The 17821-nt window shown below is 41.9% G+C and carries 23 protein-coding genes; all 23 read right to left on the bottom strand.

All coding sequences use genetic code 11. The annotated features are described in order from the left end of the window. Positions 1-48: 48 nt before the first annotated feature. Positions 49-2700: a valine--tRNA ligase gene (locus tag M1G05_RS08280; RefSeq protein WP_247953520.1), complete on the bottom strand. Its 2652-nt coding sequence runs from the start codon at positions 2698-2700 to the stop codon at positions 49-51. Continuing rightward, entirely contained in the window at positions 2693-3271 is a 579-nt protein-coding gene (locus M1G05_RS08275; protein WP_045612814.1) for an AAA family ATPase, read from the bottom strand. The genes M1G05_RS08280 and M1G05_RS08275 overlap by 8 nt, the downstream gene beginning before the upstream one ends. Further along, positions 3271-3831, bottom strand: a complete 561-nt coding sequence (locus M1G05_RS08270; protein WP_247953519.1) for a GNAT family N-acetyltransferase — start codon at positions 3829-3831, stop codon at positions 3271-3273. Before M1G05_RS08270 ends, M1G05_RS08275 begins: the two co-directional genes overlap by 1 nt. A gap of 280 nt (positions 3832-4111) precedes the next feature. Then, positions 4112-4507, bottom strand: a complete 396-nt coding sequence (locus M1G05_RS08265) for a helix-hairpin-helix domain-containing protein (protein ID WP_000038635.1) — start codon at positions 4505-4507, stop codon at positions 4112-4114. A 95-nt stretch (positions 4508-4602) separates the two neighbouring features. Beyond that, positions 4603-4857 (bottom strand): DUF1912 family protein, encoded by a 255-nt coding sequence (locus tag M1G05_RS08260; RefSeq protein WP_000119707.1) that lies wholly within the window; start codon positions 4855-4857, stop codon positions 4603-4605. Positions 4858-4866: 9 nt separating this feature from the next. Beyond that, positions 4867-6201, bottom strand: a complete 1335-nt coding sequence (locus tag M1G05_RS08255; RefSeq protein ID WP_247953518.1) for a DUF438 domain-containing protein — start codon at positions 6199-6201, stop codon at positions 4867-4869. Continuing rightward, entirely contained in the window at positions 6201-6434 is a 234-nt protein-coding gene (locus M1G05_RS08250; RefSeq protein WP_000368739.1) for a DUF1858 domain-containing protein, read from the bottom strand. Before M1G05_RS08250 ends, M1G05_RS08255 begins: the two co-directional genes overlap by 1 nt. Positions 6435-6698: 264 nt before the next feature. Then, positions 6699-6881, bottom strand: a complete 183-nt coding sequence (locus tag M1G05_RS08245) for a hypothetical protein (RefSeq protein ID WP_247953517.1) — start codon at positions 6879-6881, stop codon at positions 6699-6701. Positions 6882-7093: 212 nt separating this feature from the next. Next, a complete protein-coding gene (gene rbfA, locus M1G05_RS08240; RefSeq protein ID WP_001273601.1) occupies positions 7094-7444 on the bottom strand; it encodes a 30S ribosome-binding factor RbfA in 351 nt (116 codons plus the stop codon). A 251-nt stretch (positions 7445-7695) separates the two neighbouring features. Beyond that, positions 7696-10488 carry a translation initiation factor IF-2 gene (infB, locus tag M1G05_RS08235; RefSeq protein WP_247953516.1) on the bottom strand — a complete coding sequence of 931 codons (2793 nt, stop codon included), beginning with the start codon at positions 10486-10488 and terminating at the stop codon, positions 7696-7698. A 16-nt stretch (positions 10489-10504) separates the two neighbouring features. Then, on the bottom strand, positions 10505-10804 hold the full coding sequence (locus M1G05_RS08230; RefSeq protein WP_247953515.1) for a YlxQ-related RNA-binding protein: 300 nt from the start codon (positions 10802-10804) through the stop codon (positions 10505-10507). After that, a complete protein-coding gene (gene rnpM, locus M1G05_RS08225) occupies positions 10797-11090 on the bottom strand; it encodes an RNase P modulator RnpM (RefSeq protein ID WP_023947158.1) in 294 nt (97 codons plus the stop codon). The genes M1G05_RS08230 and rnpM overlap by 8 nt, the downstream gene beginning before the upstream one ends. Positions 11091-11111: 21 nt before the next feature. Then, positions 11112-12248: a transcription termination factor NusA gene (gene nusA / locus M1G05_RS08220; protein WP_049538831.1), complete on the bottom strand. Its 1137-nt coding sequence runs from the start codon at positions 12246-12248 to the stop codon at positions 11112-11114. Between the two features lie 43 nt (positions 12249-12291). Next, complete coding sequence (gene rimP, locus M1G05_RS08215; protein ID WP_080977204.1) at positions 12292-12771, bottom strand: ribosome maturation factor RimP; 480 nt, start codon at positions 12769-12771, stop codon at positions 12292-12294. Positions 12772-12897: 126 nt separating this feature from the next. Beyond that, on the bottom strand, positions 12898-13533 hold the full coding sequence (gene trmB / locus M1G05_RS08210; RefSeq protein WP_001266094.1) for a tRNA (guanosine(46)-N7)-methyltransferase TrmB: 636 nt from the start codon (positions 13531-13533) through the stop codon (positions 12898-12900). Beyond that, on the bottom strand, positions 13530-14324 hold the full coding sequence (gene ccrZ, locus M1G05_RS08205; RefSeq protein ID WP_000362999.1) for a cell cycle regulator CcrZ: 795 nt from the start codon (positions 14322-14324) through the stop codon (positions 13530-13532). The genes trmB and ccrZ overlap by 4 nt, the downstream gene beginning before the upstream one ends. Before the next feature lie 161 nt (positions 14325-14485). Next, positions 14486-15097, bottom strand: coding sequence for a CPBP family intramembrane glutamic endopeptidase (locus M1G05_RS08200; protein WP_247953514.1), 612 nt, complete (start codon positions 15095-15097; stop codon positions 14486-14488). A 29-nt stretch (positions 15098-15126) separates the two neighbouring features. After that, positions 15127-15375 carry an immunity protein BlpZ gene (blpZ, locus tag M1G05_RS08195; RefSeq protein WP_247953513.1) on the bottom strand — a complete coding sequence of 83 codons (249 nt, stop codon included), beginning with the start codon at positions 15373-15375 and terminating at the stop codon, positions 15127-15129. A 47-nt stretch (positions 15376-15422) separates the two neighbouring features. Then, positions 15423-15827 carry an immunity protein gene (locus M1G05_RS08190; protein WP_247953512.1) on the bottom strand — a complete coding sequence of 135 codons (405 nt, stop codon included), beginning with the start codon at positions 15825-15827 and terminating at the stop codon, positions 15423-15425. After that, positions 15824-15988: a hypothetical protein gene (locus M1G05_RS08185; RefSeq protein WP_078237975.1), complete on the bottom strand. Its 165-nt coding sequence runs from the start codon at positions 15986-15988 to the stop codon at positions 15824-15826. The genes M1G05_RS08190 and M1G05_RS08185 overlap by 4 nt, the downstream gene beginning before the upstream one ends. Positions 15989-16269: 281 nt before the next feature. Beyond that, on the bottom strand, positions 16270-16389 hold the full coding sequence (locus M1G05_RS08180) for a PncF family bacteriocin immunity protein (RefSeq protein WP_125443382.1): 120 nt from the start codon (positions 16387-16389) through the stop codon (positions 16270-16272). 290 nt (positions 16390-16679) lie between these two features. Beyond that, positions 16680-17036, bottom strand: coding sequence for a hypothetical protein (locus tag M1G05_RS08175; protein WP_001036308.1), 357 nt, complete (start codon positions 17034-17036; stop codon positions 16680-16682). Positions 17037-17399: 363 nt separating this feature from the next. Continuing rightward, positions 17400-17648 (bottom strand): hypothetical protein, encoded by a 249-nt coding sequence (locus tag M1G05_RS08170; protein ID WP_064276253.1) that lies wholly within the window; start codon positions 17646-17648, stop codon positions 17400-17402. Positions 17649-17821: the final 173 nt, after the last annotated feature.

Genomic DNA, 17821 nt, shown 5'->3' with positions numbered 1-17821 from the left:
TTGATTTCATTATACCAAAAAACACGGCATTCAGCCGTGTTTCTGTGTTTATTTCACCAACTTCTTCATCTCATCAATACGTGCTACGGTCGCGTCGTATTTCGCTTGGTAGTCGGCTTGTTTGTCGCGTTCTTTTTGGACGACTTCTGGTTTGGCATTGGCTACGAAGCGTTCGTTAGAGAGCTTCTTGCCGACCATGTCCAGTTCTTTTTGCCATTTAGCGAGTTCCTTGTCGAGACGAGCGAGTTCTTCTTCGACATTGAGGAGGTCTGCGAGTGGCAAGTAGATTTCTGCTCCTGTGATGACGCTTGACATAGCGAGTTCAGGTGCAGGGATGGTTGATGCGATTTCCAAGTGTTCTGGATTTGTGAAGCGTTTGATGTAGTTGACATTGCTGTTAAAGAAGGCTTCCAAGTCGCTATCGCTTGTCTTAACAAGGATGGTGATAGGTTTGCTTGGCGCCACGTTTACTTCCGCACGCGCATTACGAACGGCACGGATCAAGTCTTTGAGGCTTTCCACACCAGTGTGAGCCGCAAGGTCTTCAAAGGCTGGGTTGACAGTTGGGTATTCTGCTGTAACAATAGAGCCTTCTGAGATTTGTCCAAAGATTTCCTCTGTCACGAATGGCATGATTGGGTGAAGGAGACGAAGGATCTTGTCCAAAGTGTAAAGTAGAACAGAACGTGTGATGACTTTCTCTTCTTCATTATCGCTATAAAGGACTTCCTTGGTCAACTCAACGTACCAGTCCGCAAACTCATCCCAGATGAAGTTGTAGAGGATGTGCCCAGCCACACCAAACTCAAACTTGTCAAAGTTAGCAGTTGCTTTTCCAATAGTTTCATTGAGGTTGTGGAGAATCCAGCGGTCTGTGACGTTTCCAGCTTCCTTGTTAACAACTTTTTCCACATTAGCCGTTGCTTGCTCAAGAGTCAAGCCTTCATTGTTCATGAGGATGTAGCGAGAGATGTTCCAGATCTTGTTAATGAAGTTCCATGAAGCATCCATTTTCTCGTAAGAGAAGCGCACGTCTTGCCCTGGTGCAGAACCGTTTGAAAGGAACCAACGAAGAGCATCGGCACCGTATTTCTCGATGACATCCATCGGATCAATCCCGTTGCCGAGAGATTTAGACATCTTGCGTCCTTGCTCATCACGAATAAGACCGTGTATAAGCACGTTTTGGAATGGCTGACGGCCAGTGAATTCCAAGGATTGGAAGATCATACGAGATACCCAGAAGAAGATGATGTCGTAACCTGTAACCAAGGTTGAAGTTGGGAAGTAACGTTTGAAGTCTTCTGAATCGACATCAGGCCAGCCCATGGTTGAGAATGGCCAGAGGGCAGAACTGAACCACGTATCCAATACGTCTTCATCCTGAGTCCATCCGTCACCTTCTGGCGCTTCTTCACCGACGTACATTTCACCCTCAGCATTGTACCAAGCAGGGATTTGGTGACCCCACCAGAGCTGACGAGAGATCACCCAGTCGTGGACATTTTCCATCCATTGGAGGAAGGTATCGTTGAAACGTGGCGGGTAGAATTCGACCTTGTCCTCTGTGTCTTGGTTGGCAATAGCATTTTTCGCCAATTGGTCCATCTTAACGAACCATTGAGTAGACAAGCGTGGTTCAACCACAACACCTGTACGTTCTGAGTGACCAACACTGTGAACACGTTTTTCGATTTTAACAAGGGCACCGATTTCTTCCAACTTGGCAACGACTGCCTTACGAGCTTCAAAACGGTCCATGCCTGCAAATTCGAAGGCCAAGTCATTCATGGTTCCGTCGTCGTTCATCACGTTGACTTGTGGCAAGTTATGACGTTGACCAACCAAGAAGTCGTTTGGATCATGGGCAGGCGTGATTTTCACGACACCAGTACCAAATTCAGGATCTGCGTGTTCGTCTCCAACGATTGGGATGAGTTTATTAGCGATTGGAAGGATGACGTTTTTACCAATCAAGTCCTTGTAGCGTGGGTCTTCTGGATTGACCGCAACCGCAACGTCCCCAAACATCGTTTCAGGTCGAGTAGTCGCAACTTCAAGGGCGCGTGATCCGTCTTCTAGCATGTAGTTCATGTGGTAAAAGGCACCTTCTACGTCCTTGTGGATAACTTCGATATCAGAAAGGGCTGTGCGAGCTGCTGGGTCCCAGTTGATGATAAACTCACCACGGTAGATCCAGCCTTTCTTGTAAAGGTCCACAAAGACCTTGCGAACAGCTTTTGACAAACCTTCGTCAAGGGTGAAACGCTCACGAGAGTAGTCTACAGAGAGCCCCATCTTGCCCCATTGTTCCTTGATGGTAGTGGCATACTCGTCTTTCCATTCCCAGACCTTGTCGAGGAATTTCTCACGACCGAGGTCATAACGTGTAATGCCTTCTCCACGCAAGCGCTCCTCAACTTTAGCCTGAGTGGCAATCCCCGCATGGTCCATCCCCGGAAGCCAAAGCGTATCAAAACCTTGCATGCGTTTTTGACGGATGATAATATCCTGCAAAGTCGTATCCCAAGCGTGACCAAGGTGAAGTTTCCCAGTTACGTTTGGTGGTGGAATGACGATTGAATAAGGCTTAGCCTTTTGATCGCCTGAAGGCTTGAAAACATCCGCATCAAGCCATTTTTGATAACGACCAGCCTCAACTTCGGCTGGATTGTATTTAGGTGAAAGTTCTTTAGACATGTGTTTGTCCTTTCTCTATTTTGTTCATTTTATTTTGAATTTGCTTAGCAGCTTCTTTTGCAGTCAAACTCGTATTATTTATTTTAAGGTAGTGGTGCAACTCATTCGGTTGATGTTGGGAATTTAATTGAAGTGTTTCAGCGGTCTCTAAAATTTCTCTTTCAGATACCTCAATATGTCGTTTTAAGGGTTTGTACTTTAATCGATTCTCCGTTTGATTTCGACGTAAACGCTCCTCAAGACTTGTTTCCAACTCAACAAACAGAATCTCTTGATGAAAGTTATCCAATAAATCCTGAATTTGCTTCAAATACATCAGCTGGTACTGATTTGAAAAATCAATTACGTCTGTTAAAATTACTGATCGCTGATTTCTTGCACTTGCTCCAAGGAAAGAAAAGGTCATTCCACGAACAAATTCCCACATTTCCTCTGTAAAGTCCTGATAGATTTCTAATGCAAAATCGATGGCTTGATGGTTATAAAAGAGGGTAGCATCTGTCAGTCGAGATAACTCTTGACCAATAGTCATTTTCCCAGAAGCCGGAGCCCCAATGATGAAAATGTGCATCAAACCACCTCCCACTCACTTCTCAACAAGCCATATCTCAAATCATCACAGCGGTTATCTTGAGCATCCTTGCGATCTCGGATGCGAGCTTCAAGAGTAAATCCAAGCTTCTCTGCAACTCGTTGACTTTGGGTATTGTAACCAAAGCAAGAGAGTTCAATCTTGTGAAGATCTAGTTCTCTAAAAGCTATGTCAATCAAGGCACGCGCTGCTTCTGGCACATAACCTCGTCCCCAATAGTCTGGGTGCAAGGTGTAGCCAATCTCCAGTACATCGTCTTCGTGCCGATGGTTGAAGTCAACAGAACCAATGACTTTATCGGTTCCTTTGACGACAATCCCATAGCCAGATGGGAGATTTTCCTTTTGATTTCGTTCTGGAAGAATGTGCTCCAGATAATAAATCTCATCTTCCAAGGTCTTGACGGGCGGAAATCCTGCTGGATAGGCGACCTCTGGGAGACTAGCGTAGGCATGAATATCTTCGGCGTCAGTCACTGTACGAACTCGCAAGACGAGCCGTTCGGTTTCTAAGCGTTCTGGTAATTCAGCTCTTGACATTCTTCTCACCTCGCTTTCTACAAAAAATCGCCCCTGCCATCTACATGACAGGGACGAATGTATTTATCCGCGGTACCACCCAATTTCGGGCAGTTGCCCGCAACTCTCGTCTTTAAAACAAAAAGACACTTTTATTTCAATTTTTCATCCATTAGCAACCAGTTTTGACACATTTGTGGACTTCTCAGCGCCGCCACTTTCTGTAAAATGTGGGATTCAAAACACCTCTAATGGCTCTATTGTAGCAAGATTTTGACGGAAATGCAAGGCACAAGAAAGATTACTTGAACTTGATGCCATTTTCTTTCAATTTCTTGATGGTAGCTGGGCCGATTCCTTTCAAAGCAAGGAGTTCTTTTTCAGTCCAGTTTTTGAAATCTGAAGCAGACTTGATGCCTTCATCATAGAAGGTTTTGGCACGGTCAAGTGGAAGCCCACCCAAGTTTGCTGCAAAATCTTCTACAGAATTGGCTACTTTTTGAGCTTGCTCTTTGGTAGCTTCTACTGCTTGTTCAACCTTTTTAGAAACAGCCTTACCAGCTTGGCTTGCTGACTGTTCTGCACGTTTTACGACTTTTTTTGTCTCTTCTACAACCTTAGTCACAGTACTTGAAAAAGCACCTGCACGACGGAGGCTATTTCGTAATTGTTTTTTACGATTGAGTTTCTTTGACATGATAAAATCCTTTCAATAAAAAACCCCTGCTCTGACAAGGATTTAATATAAATATTCTATCAAGATTTTAGTAAAAAATCAAGAATCTTTCTCGTTTAATAATTTCGCTCACCAAACAAGCCTTCTGGCAAATCATGAAATCCCTTTCCTGCTTTGAAATTTTCAAACTTACCAAGCAAGAACTGATAAGCATCCAAACGACTTTCGTAGCGAATCATGGCATCTTTGGCACGCTCGTCTTGGTCTTCTTCGTAGACTTTTTGGCTTTCCTTATGCGCCATGTCGTTGATCATGATTTGTGTATTGACCCAAGCTTCAAATTCCTTCATAAATTCTTGTTCGTAACTCATTTTTTCTCCTTATTCTAATCCACGGAAATAGTCCGTATCAATCTCACGGTAGGGCTGAATATCCTGAACGTATTCCAACACACCTTGGAATTCTCCCTCTTCATCATGGACTGCTGCGTAGGTGATGTGGACAAACTTTCCTCGCGACTCAGACTTGAACCACATTTCATACTTGTCTTTGCTTCCCTCACGAAGCCCCTTCATGATGGTCTTGACCTTGTCCAAGTACTTAGGCGGATGGCAGAGTTCAACATTGCGCCCAACTTGGGACGGGGTCCGTTTGAAAATCATCTCATCAGCTGGCGTATTGTCATTGTAATACTGGAAAATATCGTCTTTATTGACAAAAGTAATCTCCATAGGGAGGTGATTGAGGATGAGATTAGCCTGCTCGACCGAGAGATAGCCATTCCCAAAAGCCTGTTGACTATGACGGTCCAGCACTGCTTCCTTTTCCTTAGGGGTAAAGGTAATGGTAAACTGTCCTTCTGGCGTATCGATAACTTGCTGAACTTGACCTTCTGCCGTATCTAGCTGTACAGGCTCCCCTGCACTATCTTCCTCAACAAAGCTCTGTCTTTCTGGCACCCATTTCTCAGACGGACGGATGATGGCATAGCCGTAGGTATCGCTCTCCTCCGCAATCTGAAGCCAGTCATCCTGAGTAAAGGACTCAAGGAGAATCATGAGAAGGATGGACTCTTCCTTGAAAATCATACTTTCAAACTCTGTCGCAAAGGCTTCAAAAGCTTCTTTTACACTGCTAATTGATATTTCTGGTAGTAACTTGGCTGTCGCTAAAGCTGTTTGAAAGAGTTCCCTGATCTGATCATCCACTCCCCACATAACTTTTGGAGGTGAATCGTGTCCATAGCGCTCCATGATAGGAAAGAAAAGTTCTTCCTTACGCTGGTAATGGATATCAAATTGACCTACAAGTCCCATCTGACGCACCAAACCCTTGTGCATCTCCGCAAGCATTTCTTCATCTTCAATAGACTCATATGTATCTAACAATCTCCGAATGCGAATCAAGGCCGCACGGAGGGCCAGATTTTCTTCCTTAAATACCCGAACTGGGTGGCCAGGGTGTTCGGTATCCTCTACTTCAACACCTTTGATAGCATTTTTAAAAAGATTGGCATGGACATCACAGAGTTCCATGACATCTTCAAAAGTGACGCCCGAGTCTGAGTTCATCAGCTCGTGCTCCATGAGGGAAATCTCTATGGCTGAGACACCCGCAAAGGTTGCATCAAAACGCTCCTGAACCGACTCAGGAGAGGCACCATTGTGCAATTCTAACAAAATATCCCGCAGGACATGAATTCGTTCATCTGCCATTAGTCTAACCCAATCACTTCATAGCCGTTTGCTTCCAGTGTGCGGACAATCTTGTCCATAGGAGTTCCTTCCAGCTTAGAACCCTGTTTGAGCGATACTTTACGACCAACTGTGTTGCGCATTAAGGGATTGGCAAGGGGTTTAAAACCAAGCTCGACTAAAATTTCCAAGACTTCTGGATGCTTGTCCACCACTTCTGCAACAGGAATTGACACATCGATGATATTGTCCATGACGACCTCCACTGAATGTTCTAAAATGATTTTACTGCTTATATTATACCATATGGAGAGAGATTAAAAAACTAGCAGTGGAGTTCCTGCTAGTTCTCTACGACTTGGATTACCATCTAAATAAGTTTAAAGAGCCAATCCAATATTTTAAATAATAGCTTGTAAAACAGCAATTGGACTGCAAAAGAGATGATCATCCACAGGAATTTCATAATTCCAATAATCGGTTTGATAAAAAGAATAGCAAGAAGTTCCAAAAAAATTTCATTTTCTATCCTCTGGCTTGATGAGCCACCGAGCCGTATCCATTAGCTTGTCTGCAATAAAAAGTTTTCCCAGACCAACAACGACATGGTCATCTTTCTTTATCGTTTTCATTACTTTTACACCTTGCATGGTCAAAAAGTAATTCCCGTAAGTTTTAGCTAGAGTTTTTATGAGTCCCATATTATCTTCCCTCGTTTAACTACACTTTCAAAATATTAACGATACCAGCCTTGCTGGCTATTGCTGAAAAATCGTTCTCTCTCACTCTTTTTATTTCCTATAATATCATACAAGTTGAATTTTATAAAGCTTTTTAATATAACTCTGGAAATATTCCGCCAGCATGTTTTATTGCCTTTTCCCCCACAAAAAAAGAGGGTTTCCCCTCCTTTTTAGTTCTTATCCAGATTGCGTAGCATCTCGTCAATCTTGTTTCCATATTCGATGGATTCGTCTTTGACGAAAGTCAAATCTGGGATTTTGTACAATTTCAAATTGCGACCAAGTTCACGTTTGATAGTACCAGTTGCTTTTTCAAGCCCGATTTGGGCTTTTTGATTATCTGAAGCAAGGTTACTCAAAATGGTATAGTAAACCTTGGCAACAGACAAGTCACCTAGCATCTGAACATCTGTGATGGTCACACCTTGGACACGCGGATCACGGACTTTCTTTTGCAAAATCTCATTGACTTCACGCTTGATTTCCATGCCCACACGATCCGTACGAAAATGATTTGCCATGATATTCCTTTCTCTACTTCGAACCAAAAGCTAGGCCAGCAGACCTAGCTATTTTTAAACTTCTTGATTTTTAATTCAAATTGAAACGAAGTTCAATTTGAACTCATCCGCTTCTTTCGCCGTGGTGAAAGTGATGGAACTGATTTATCAGTCCCATCACAGGGGATTTTTGAGACCCTAGGCTCAAAAATAAGCAATGAAACCATCGGTTTGCTTGCGTCCCTCACCACCTAAGAAAGGAGCAAAAAATCTTATCGTTTGATTTCTTCCATGACATAGGCCTCAATCACATCGTCAGTCTTGATGTCATTGTAGCCATCAATCATCAATCCACCTTCACGACCGTTTGTAACTTCTTTCACGTCGTCTTTGTAGTGTTTCAAGCTTGCGAGTTCGCCATCATAGATAACAACACCGTCACGGATAACACGGACTTTAGAGTCACGAGTAACCTTACCGTTGATAACCATGAATCCACCGATAGTTCCCACTTTAGACACCTTGAAGGTTTCACGAATAACTGCTTCACCGATAACTTTTTCTTCGAATTCTGGATCAAGCATCCCTTTCATGGCTTCTTCCATCTCTTCGATAACCTTGTAGATAATGCTGTGGAGACGGATTTCCACATCGTCAGCTTCAGCTTGTTGACGAGCTTGTGGTGTAGGGCGTACGTTGAAACCAACGATAAAGGCATTTGAAGCTTCGGCAAGAGTCACGTCAGATTCGTTGATGGCACCGACCGCAGAGTGAACGATGGTCACTTTGACACCTTCCACATCAATCTTTTGAAGTGAGGCAGAAAGGGCTTCAACAGAACCTTGTACATCAGCCTTGATGATAACGTTAACAGATTTGAGTTCACCAGCTTTAAGGGTATCAAAGAGGTTTTCAAGGCTGACACGTTGGGTAGCTTGACGTTGTTTCATAAGGGCACGTTTGGCACGCTCTTCACCTGCTGCACGCGCAGATTTTTCATCTTCGTAAACGGCAAAGTGATCCCCTGCCATTGGCGCTTCGTTCAAACCTGTGATAGAAACTGGTGTTGATGGTCCAGCAACCTTAACACGACGACCAAGGTCGTTGGTCATAGCACGGACACGACCGAAGGTATTTCCGACAACGATTGGGTCTTGAACATTCAAGGTACCTTGTTGAACAAGAAGGGTTGCGACCGCACCTTTTCCTTTATCCAAGCGCGCTTCGATAACTGTACCGATCGCACGCACTGTTGGGTCTGCCTTGAGTTCTTGGATTTCAGCCACAAGAAGGACTGTTTCCAACAATTCTTCAATGTTTTGATTGAATTTAGCTGAGATTTCAACAAATTCAGAATCTCCACCCCAAGCAGTTGACATAACTCCATGCTCTGCCAATTCACCGATAACGCGTTCTGGGTTGGCACCTGGTTTATCAATCTTGTTAATAGCTACGATAATTGGAACGTTGGCCGCTTTTGAGTGGTTGATGGCTTCGATAGTCTGAGGCATAACCCCGTCATCTGCCGCTACAACCAAGATGGTAATATCGGTAACAGATGCACCACGCGCACGCATAGATGTAAAGGCCGCGTGTCCTGGTGTATCAAGGAAGGTAATCTTCTTGCCATTTTCAACAATTTGGTAGGCACCGATATGCTGAGTGATACCTCCTGCTTCACCTGTCGCAACACGAGAGTTACGAAGGGTATCTAGGAGTGTTGTTTTACCGTGGTCAACGTGTCCCATGATGGTTACAACTGGTGGACGCTCAACCAATTCATCTTCATTGAGATAACCATCTTCGACAAAGAAACGTTCGATATCAGCATTATCCACTTCAACCTTTTGTTTGGCTTCGATACCATAATCCACCATGAGGAGTTCGATTGTTTCCCCATCCAAGGATTGGTTTTGTGTGGCCATGACACCCATCATGAAAAGTTTCTTAACGATTTCAGCTGGTTCACGTTTGATACGTTTTGCGATTTCCGCAACGGTCATACCATCTGTATATTCAAATTCTGTTGGCAATTCATGGAATTTACGTTCTGTAACAGGTTTTGGAGCCTGATTACGATTGTTCTTGTTATTGCCTTTTTTGTTCTTCTTGTTGTTATTCCAGTTACTATTTCTTTGATTTCTCACTTGATTTTGACTACTTCGATTCTTTTGTTGTTTTCTAGGACCATCTTCTTCGCGATCGTAATCGTCGCGTTCTTTGTCTGGTCGGGCTTGTTTTTTACGACGTGTATCCACTGCAACTTCTTTTTTCACAGGAGCTGTTTCAACCACTGCTTGAACTTGTTGCGCTTGTTCAGCTAACTTAGCAGCTTCTTCAAAGATTTCCTCTGGCTCCTTGCGTTTGTTAGCTTGAGCCAAGGCTTCTTTAGCAGCCTGAGTCTGCTTGAAACGTTCCTCACTTGAACGGGCATATTCTGCGTTTTGCTCTGCTTTCAATGCTGCCGCACGGGCCTTAAAGTCAATGCGTGGAGCCGCTTGATTTGGACGTTTGTCCTCTTGCTGACGGCGCTCGTTGCCACGATTTTGCTGACCTTGCTGTTTCTTAGCTTGGTCATTAAAGCGACGATTGTCGCGGTTTCCTTGACCTTGTTTTCCACCATTACGGCCGTCGTTTTTCTGACGGTTTCCGTTTTGTTGTTGGTCACGGTTATTGCCCCTATTTTGCTTGCGTCGTTCTGCCTGCTCTTTGGCACGAGCTTCACGCTCAGCCTTAAAATTACGGCTTTGCGGTTTAGCTGCTACTTTGTCTGCCTTCGGAGCGACTGGCTCAGCCGGTTTTGCCCCTTCCTTAGCTACAGCTGTTTTTGCTGGCTCAGATTTCTCGACTTTCTTTTCTGCACTTGCTTTTGGTACTGCAGGTTTTGCTTCTGCTTTCGGAGCAGCTGCAGGCTTAAAGCTGGCAGCGATTTTTGCAGCGACAGCTTCTTCCACACTTGATGAGTGGCTTTTCACATCCAAGCCCAACTCTTTTGCACGCGCTACAACTTCTTTACTTTCTTTTCCAAGTTCTTTTGCGATTTCGTACAATCTTTTCTTAGACAAATCATGTCCTCCTCTTCTATTCCATAAGAGACCTCATTTTCTTTGTAAATCCAGCATCTGTTACAGCCAAAACCTTTCTCGATTTCCCGACTGCTATGCTTAATCCCAGTGTTGAAAACACGGTTACAATTTCTACTTGATAATAATGACTTTTATCTTGAATCTTCTTGGTCAGATTGGGTCCTGCATCATAGGCTAGAAAGACCAACTTGGCCTTTCCATCTTGAATGGCCTTGACCACCAATTCTTCACCCGATATGATACGCCCTGCTCGCTGAGCGAGTCCCAAGAGATTGCTTATCTTTTGCTTATTCAAGTCCTAACTCTCTTCTTTTCACTTTGTGATCCACATAAGCGATCAACTCGTCATAAAAGCTTTCTTCCACTTCCATGTCAAAGCTACGGTTAAAGACCTTCTTCTTTTTAGCCTCTATGGCTTCTTTATTGTCTAGCTTGATATAAGCGCCGCGGCCATTGGCCTTGCCTGTCGGATCGATAAAGACTTGTCCTTCCTTGTTCTTGACAATGCGGAGCAAATCACGCTTATCAATCACTTCATTAGAGACAACAGACTTGCGCAAAGGGATTTTTCTTGTTTTCATCTTTCCCTCCTCTAGCAGCTTTTATTCTTCTACAGTATCGTTTTCTGCTTCCAAATCTACTGAAGCAGTCTCTTCCATGGCTTCAAATTCACTAGCAGACTTGATATCGATACGGTAACCAGTCAAGTGAGCTGCCAAGCGAACGTTTTGCCCACGACGACCGATTGCAAGAGAAAGCTTGTTATCAGGAACAACCACCAAGGCACGTTTGCTGTCGTTTTCATCAAAGATAACTTGGTCAACTTCAGCAGGAGCAATGGCATTGTAGATAAATTCAGCTGGATCTGCTACCCACTCGATAACATCGATATTTTCTTCGATTGGTACCATACGGTCGCTCTTGGCATCGTAACGAGCTGGGTGGAATTTGCTGGTAATCTTCTTAATATTCGCTCCACCACGTCCAACGATTGTTCCGATAGCATCCACGTTTGGATTATGACTACGAACTGCAACCTTCGTACGGTCACCTGCTTCACGGGCCACGCTCATGATTTCAACAGTTCCATCATAAACTTCTGGAATTTCTTGCTCCATCAAGCGTTTGATCATTTCTGGATGGCTACGGCTAACAAAGACGTTGACGCCACGAGGGTTGTCTTCAACCTTGTAAACATAAACTTCAATACGATCATGAGAAGCAAAAACTTCACCAGGAATTTGGTCTTGTTTTGACAATTGGGCTTCGATGCTGCCGAGGTTGACATAGATAAAGCGGTTGTCAAAGCGTTCTACTGTACCAGACATGATTTCTTGCTCATGTTCTTTGTAAGTATTGTAAGTGATGGCACGTGTTTGCTTGCGCATTTTTTCCATGATGGTTTGTTTGGCAGATTGAGCTGCTACACGACCAAACTCAGCAGGTGCTTCTTCAAACTTGATCTTGTCACCAAGCTCGTAGGCTGAATTAATGGCAAGAGCATCTTTCAAGCTGATTTCCAAACGGCTATCAAAGACTTCATCCACAACTTCACGAACAGTATAGACTGTGAAATCACCTGTTTTTTCATTGAAATCAATAGCTACGCTGTCTGATTGACCATAGCGTCTGCGATAAGCGGAACGAAGCGACTCTACTACTGCGTCGATGATGTCTTCTTTTTTGATTCCCTTGTCTTCTTCCAAAATGCGGAAGGCCTCTAGCATTTCTTTACTCATGTTTTCTTCACTTTTGAATCCTCAAAAGCTATCCTTTCTTTTTCTATAATTTTACTGCTAAACGTGCTTTTGATACTAAACTGTATGGAATTTGGACCGTTTTCTTACGCGTCTTGTCCATATATTCCATGATCAACTCGTCCTCTTCGAAGGCCAACAAGGTTCCTTCAAAGACCTTTTGCTTATCGATGGCTTGGTAGAGCCCGACATGGATGTATTTCCCAACCGCTCCAGCGACGGCATCCTTGGTTTTTAAAGGACGTTCCAAGCCTGGACTGGTGATTTCTAGGAAATATTGTTCTGGGAAGGGATCTGGCTTGATGGTGTCTAGGACAGGACTGATAATTTCTGTCAAGTCTGCCGTGTCGTTCAAGGTAATTCCTTCAGGTTTATCTACAAAAATACTGAGAATCATGTCACTGCCAATCTTTCCATACTCGATATCCACGAGTTCGAAAGGCGCTTCTATGACAGGTTCTACAACTTCTCTGACTAATTCTACGATTGTTGCGATTGCGTCCACCTCCTCATAAGCAAGAGGCGAAGATATTTCCCCGCCTCTCTTTCTCATATTCTTACTCTTAGTATAGCACATTTGCCAACTTATGTAAAGCAAAAGCACTTATACAGCCTGATTTCAGGCTATTTCTTAAAATTCTGCCTCAACACGGTAGATAACTTGCCCCTTGTTGGAGAATTTTTGCTCGTATTCTGTCATGACATTGCCTTCAAAATCACTGGCATGCAAATCTAGCCAGACACCATTAAGTTTCATGCCATACTGAGAAAAACTCACTAGGCTGTACTCAAACAAGCCACGGTTATCCGTCTTGAAATGAATTTCTCCATTTTCAGGCAAGATACGCTTGAAGGTATCCAAGAAGGTTTTGTAGGTCAAACGACGCTTTTCATGGCGTTTTTTAGGCCATGGATCTGAAAAGTTCAGATACAAGCGATCAATCTCACCATCTTCAAAATAATCAGTCAAATCAGAACCATCTACCCACAAGAGCTTGATATTAGGCACACCAACTTCAAGAACCTTGTCTAAAGCGTAACTCAAAACTGACTTTTGAATATCAATCCCGATATAGTTGATGTCAGGGTTTTGCTTGGCCATACCTGAAACAAAGGCACCCTTTCCACTTCCAACTTCCACATGAATGGGATTATCATTGCCAAACAAGTCCCGCCATTTTCCCTTGGCTTCCAAGGGATTGAGGACCACATACTGGGGATTTGCCTCTAGTAATTCTGTCGCCCCTTTACGATTTCTAACTCTCATCTTCTCTTTCCATACTTGTCTCGGAAGTGACGCAAGCCATGGATCTCCCGATTGACATTTTCTAAATCTTGGTTCATATAATACTTGGAAATCTGGCTCAAATAAGACAATTGACCGTACCAATACAATTTATTTAATACCGTTTGATTGTACTTGTAACCGTAGTAGGTCAACCATTCCTTCCACTGATGTTCTGGAATATAATGGCAGAGCATATGGGCCACATCAAACATGCGGTCGGTCAAGCGAACCGAATCCCAATCCACCAAATAAATCAAGCCACTGTCTGTCTCAATCCAATTACTATGTCGTACATCTCCATGGACAATGGTCGCATGGTCCTCTCTAAATCCTGGAATAGTCTGACGTAAATCAGCCATCACTTCACTGATAAAATGATTTTTACGCAAAGCATCTGGAGCCGTTTCCTGCCAAGACTGCAGTAAATCTACAGGTGTTTCCATGGCATAGCCCAAACGACTCAACTGTGTCATCAAAGGACGTGAGCGATGAAGACGGGTTAAAATATTGACGATTTGTTTACGATTCATATCATAGGGGGTCAATATCTTGCCTGTCAACCATTCTTGAGCACACATATCACGCCCATCTGCCAAACGGCGACTCCATAATAATTGTGGAGCAATTTGTTCTCTAGCTAGACCAGGTAGGATTGGAGAGGTGTTCATTTTTACAAAGATGCGCTTCCCATCAGGATAGCTACCCATATAAGCCTTGCCACTCTTCCCAGGTATGGGAGTCAGTGTTAGCTCATTATCACCCAAATCCATTTCTTTCCTCCGTATAAAGTTTCCTTACTATTCTACTAGTTTTTGGCCTATTCGTCAACCGCTCCAGACCCGATTCTCAAAGAAAAGCCTCTAGATTGGCTTGGGTATCATTATAGAAAGAAAAAGGTAAGCACAATCTCCTACTTACCTTTTCATAATTTTTATAAATAATATAGGAGTGGCAAACTGTTGTAAAACATATGGACTAGAGTAGAAACCCATAGGTTTTGGCTCTTTTTATAAGCAAAGCCCAGTAACAAGCCTCCAAGTAGATAATAGAAAAACGAAGGCACATCATAAGGTTCATGCATGAAAGAAAAGAGAGAGGAAGTCAGTACAAGTCCTAGCCAAGAATTGTCAAAAACCGCACCCTGAAGAAGTCCTCTAAACAGGAGTTCCTCCTGGATAGGTGCCAAAACTGTAGCACTAACAATAAAAGAAAGCGAAAATCCTTTACTAGCTTCCTCAAGGTGTTGATCCGAAGCACCAGAAACAACTGAGAAAAAAGCATGATAGCTAATACTTACAAGCACAGTGAGAAGAAAAATTCCAATGAACAGCAAGAGTTGTTTCCTGCTTAACATCCCAAAAGAAATCATGTCAAACCATTTCGCATAGCCAAAACTAAGGAAAAGCAAGAGACTCTTTATAATAATGAATGTGTACTGGTGTTGAAAATAATCTCCTTGATTGATGGAATATCCCGCTGCACCAAGGATTGCAAATACTAAAAATCCCAAAAATAAGGCATGACACTTATTGAAAATGGCCATAAAACTATCCTCCTCAACAAACAGACTTCCTACACGTCATTCTTTAGTTCTAGCCTTTCCAAAACAAACCATTTTAGCAACCAAAATCCGACCACATAGCCAGCCCCTAAGAAGATAGCCATTAAAGCTAGCATGGGATTCAGGGAATTAAAGACCACCGCAGACACAAAGGTTAGCACAAAAACGTTAAAGGCAATGGTGTCAGAAGCCAAGACTAGAATATAGGGTGTCAACCAGTCTAAGGTTTTGGAATCTAGGAAAAATAAGTGTTTATACATGATAACCTCCCCTTGCCAGACCATAGGTTAGTCCCATATAAAACAAGCTACTTTTTATAATACTTCAAGCCCCAAATGAGCAGAAGCATGATGATCAAGCAGAGAATGGCACCAATGTAAGCAATTAATTGTTGGTAGAATTCTCCTGCTGTGATACCTCTATACAAACAGATAATGGACATAAAACCTGTCAAGCCTATGAACATGAGTTGATTGGTTCTAGGACTAACCAAATCATCATCTTCAAACTCTCTTATCCTCATTTCCCTAGTGAGGTAAACAGTGACCAAAATAGAAGCCAAGTTAATAACCACTAAAAGAAATTGGAAAACCAATGAAAAATTTAAAAACTGACGAGATAGAAATAGATAAGTAGAGATAAGCAAGGGCAACTGACCTAAGAACAATCTCGCAAGGAAGATGTTTCGTTTTTTAGCAAGAAACGTTTTCATTTCTTTGCTCCTTTCTTTTTAGTTAAAGCAAAATAGATCACAACCGCAATCATATAGGCTATGGTATAAAATAGATGATACCAAGCACTCTCCCTAAGCGGATATAGAAAGATGGACATGATCAAATACAAGATGAAAATGACAAATATTTTTTTCTTCATAAAATTTCCTCCTGAATCTTTGTTGAGCAAGAACCTTTACACTGCCAGTATAGCACTCATTTTGACCTTGGATTACTCAAATCATAAATGGTCATCAAAACCTCTTGAATTGTTAAAAAATTTAAAAAGCAAGCATGAAAAACATACTTGCCCTTTACACCATATTGATACCAACTTAATTTGTAGATTTTTTATCCTGCTATCACATATCATTTTGACAGGCGAAACAATATTAAAGAAACTCCCCTGTAGATTAAACTAGCGATAAAAAATCTTTTTATCTAATTAGATCTATCTTTATTCTTCTTTGGAGATTTTAAAAATTTTTTCCTAATTAAAGAAGTAATAAAAGAAACAAACATACCAACAACAAAAGCAATAAGAAAACTTTTGAAATCCATAATTACCTCCAAGTACAGCTCCTCTACATACAAGCTCAAGCCTTTAAGCAACTATAATAGCCAATTGTAACATTGTTTTTGCATTCACGAGGAATACCTCTTTTTACTTTCGTCCTATTACAACCTTAATAAGATTAGTATACTACTATTTTTTAAAATTTTCCATCCAAATCATAAATGGTCATCAAAACATCTTGAATTGTTAAAAATAAAAAAAGCAAGCATGAAAAACATACTTGCCCTATGGAAACTTAACAATGTGAAAATACAAAATCGAAAACTATTCACCCTTACTTCCGTCTGTTCTCATAGATTCTCATGATTGCAACAAGGATAGCAGCTGTCCCACTTGCCAAAGCGATAAGGGTAATGATAATGTTGAGGATTTCAGGCGTCCTCCCTATTCTGTTGATAAGACGGAGTAGGGATATAACTGTCAGCTGAATCAGGAGTATTGATTCTACTCTTACCAATGAAGTCAGTTGATTTTCAACTGCATATAAAAAGGCTGGTAACATAACACAGGCTATAGCAATCACAAACAGATTGCTCCCTGTTTCTTCTCCCTTGTTCACCACGGAAATCATGAGAAGATTCGATGCTATAATCAACGTAGAGCAGATGATAAAAAAGGATTTCTTATTCATTTAATATACCTCACATACTCTGGTAAAAGTCAGGCTCGATAAAGACAAACTTTATCTGTTAACTTCTGCTAATTGAAACATTGTTTTTGTATTCACGAGGAATGCTTTTTTTATTTTCGTCCTGTTAGAATACCGTATGCTTGTACTCCATCAAGCAACCCCATTCCATTAGATAGTATGTTGTCTAGCTCCTCCATCTTTTCATCTGAAAATGTTATTTTTCAGCGTTGATTGCTTTTTCATAGGTCGCTATCGTCCTTGACAACACCATCTTCCCAAACTCTTCTCCAAGTAACTTCTTTTTACTCGCCATTTTCCCCCTTTATTTTACATTTTTTAGTACTGTTTCAGTTTTTTTAATTATTATTTCCCCTTCTCGTCGTCTTCTTTTTTATATTCGTTTAGTGCTTTTACGCCTTCACCATAAATGAAAAAACCTAAACCTAAAGAAAACGGTGTTCCAACTATTTGTACAACTTTTGCCCACCTTGGGTCAAAATCTTCTGAAAAATAGACAAGAACCACATTAATTAGGAGTGCAACGATTAAAAAATATGCTCCCCCGTTCGCAATGCTATGCACTGCTCTTTTAATTTTTCTACTCTTTTTCATTGTATTTTTCCGTTCGTATTTTTCTTGTTTCTACTTCCGCTAATACTAACTATTTACCATTAATACTAACTATTTACCATGCTTTTTTACCTATACATCAACTACTATTTAATTCTCTAAAAGTGGTTAGTTTTCTCCTCTATAAGAGTTGGTATTCCACTTTCGGATACAAT

Origin of the sequence: Streptococcus mitis, from assembly GCF_023109515.1 — a bacterium.
GTDB classification, from domain to species: domain Bacteria; phylum Bacillota; class Bacilli; order Lactobacillales; family Streptococcaceae; genus Streptococcus; species Streptococcus mitis_CS.
Note: the sequence above shows the minus strand (reverse complement) of the source record. Positions and strands in the feature narration are given on the sequence as shown.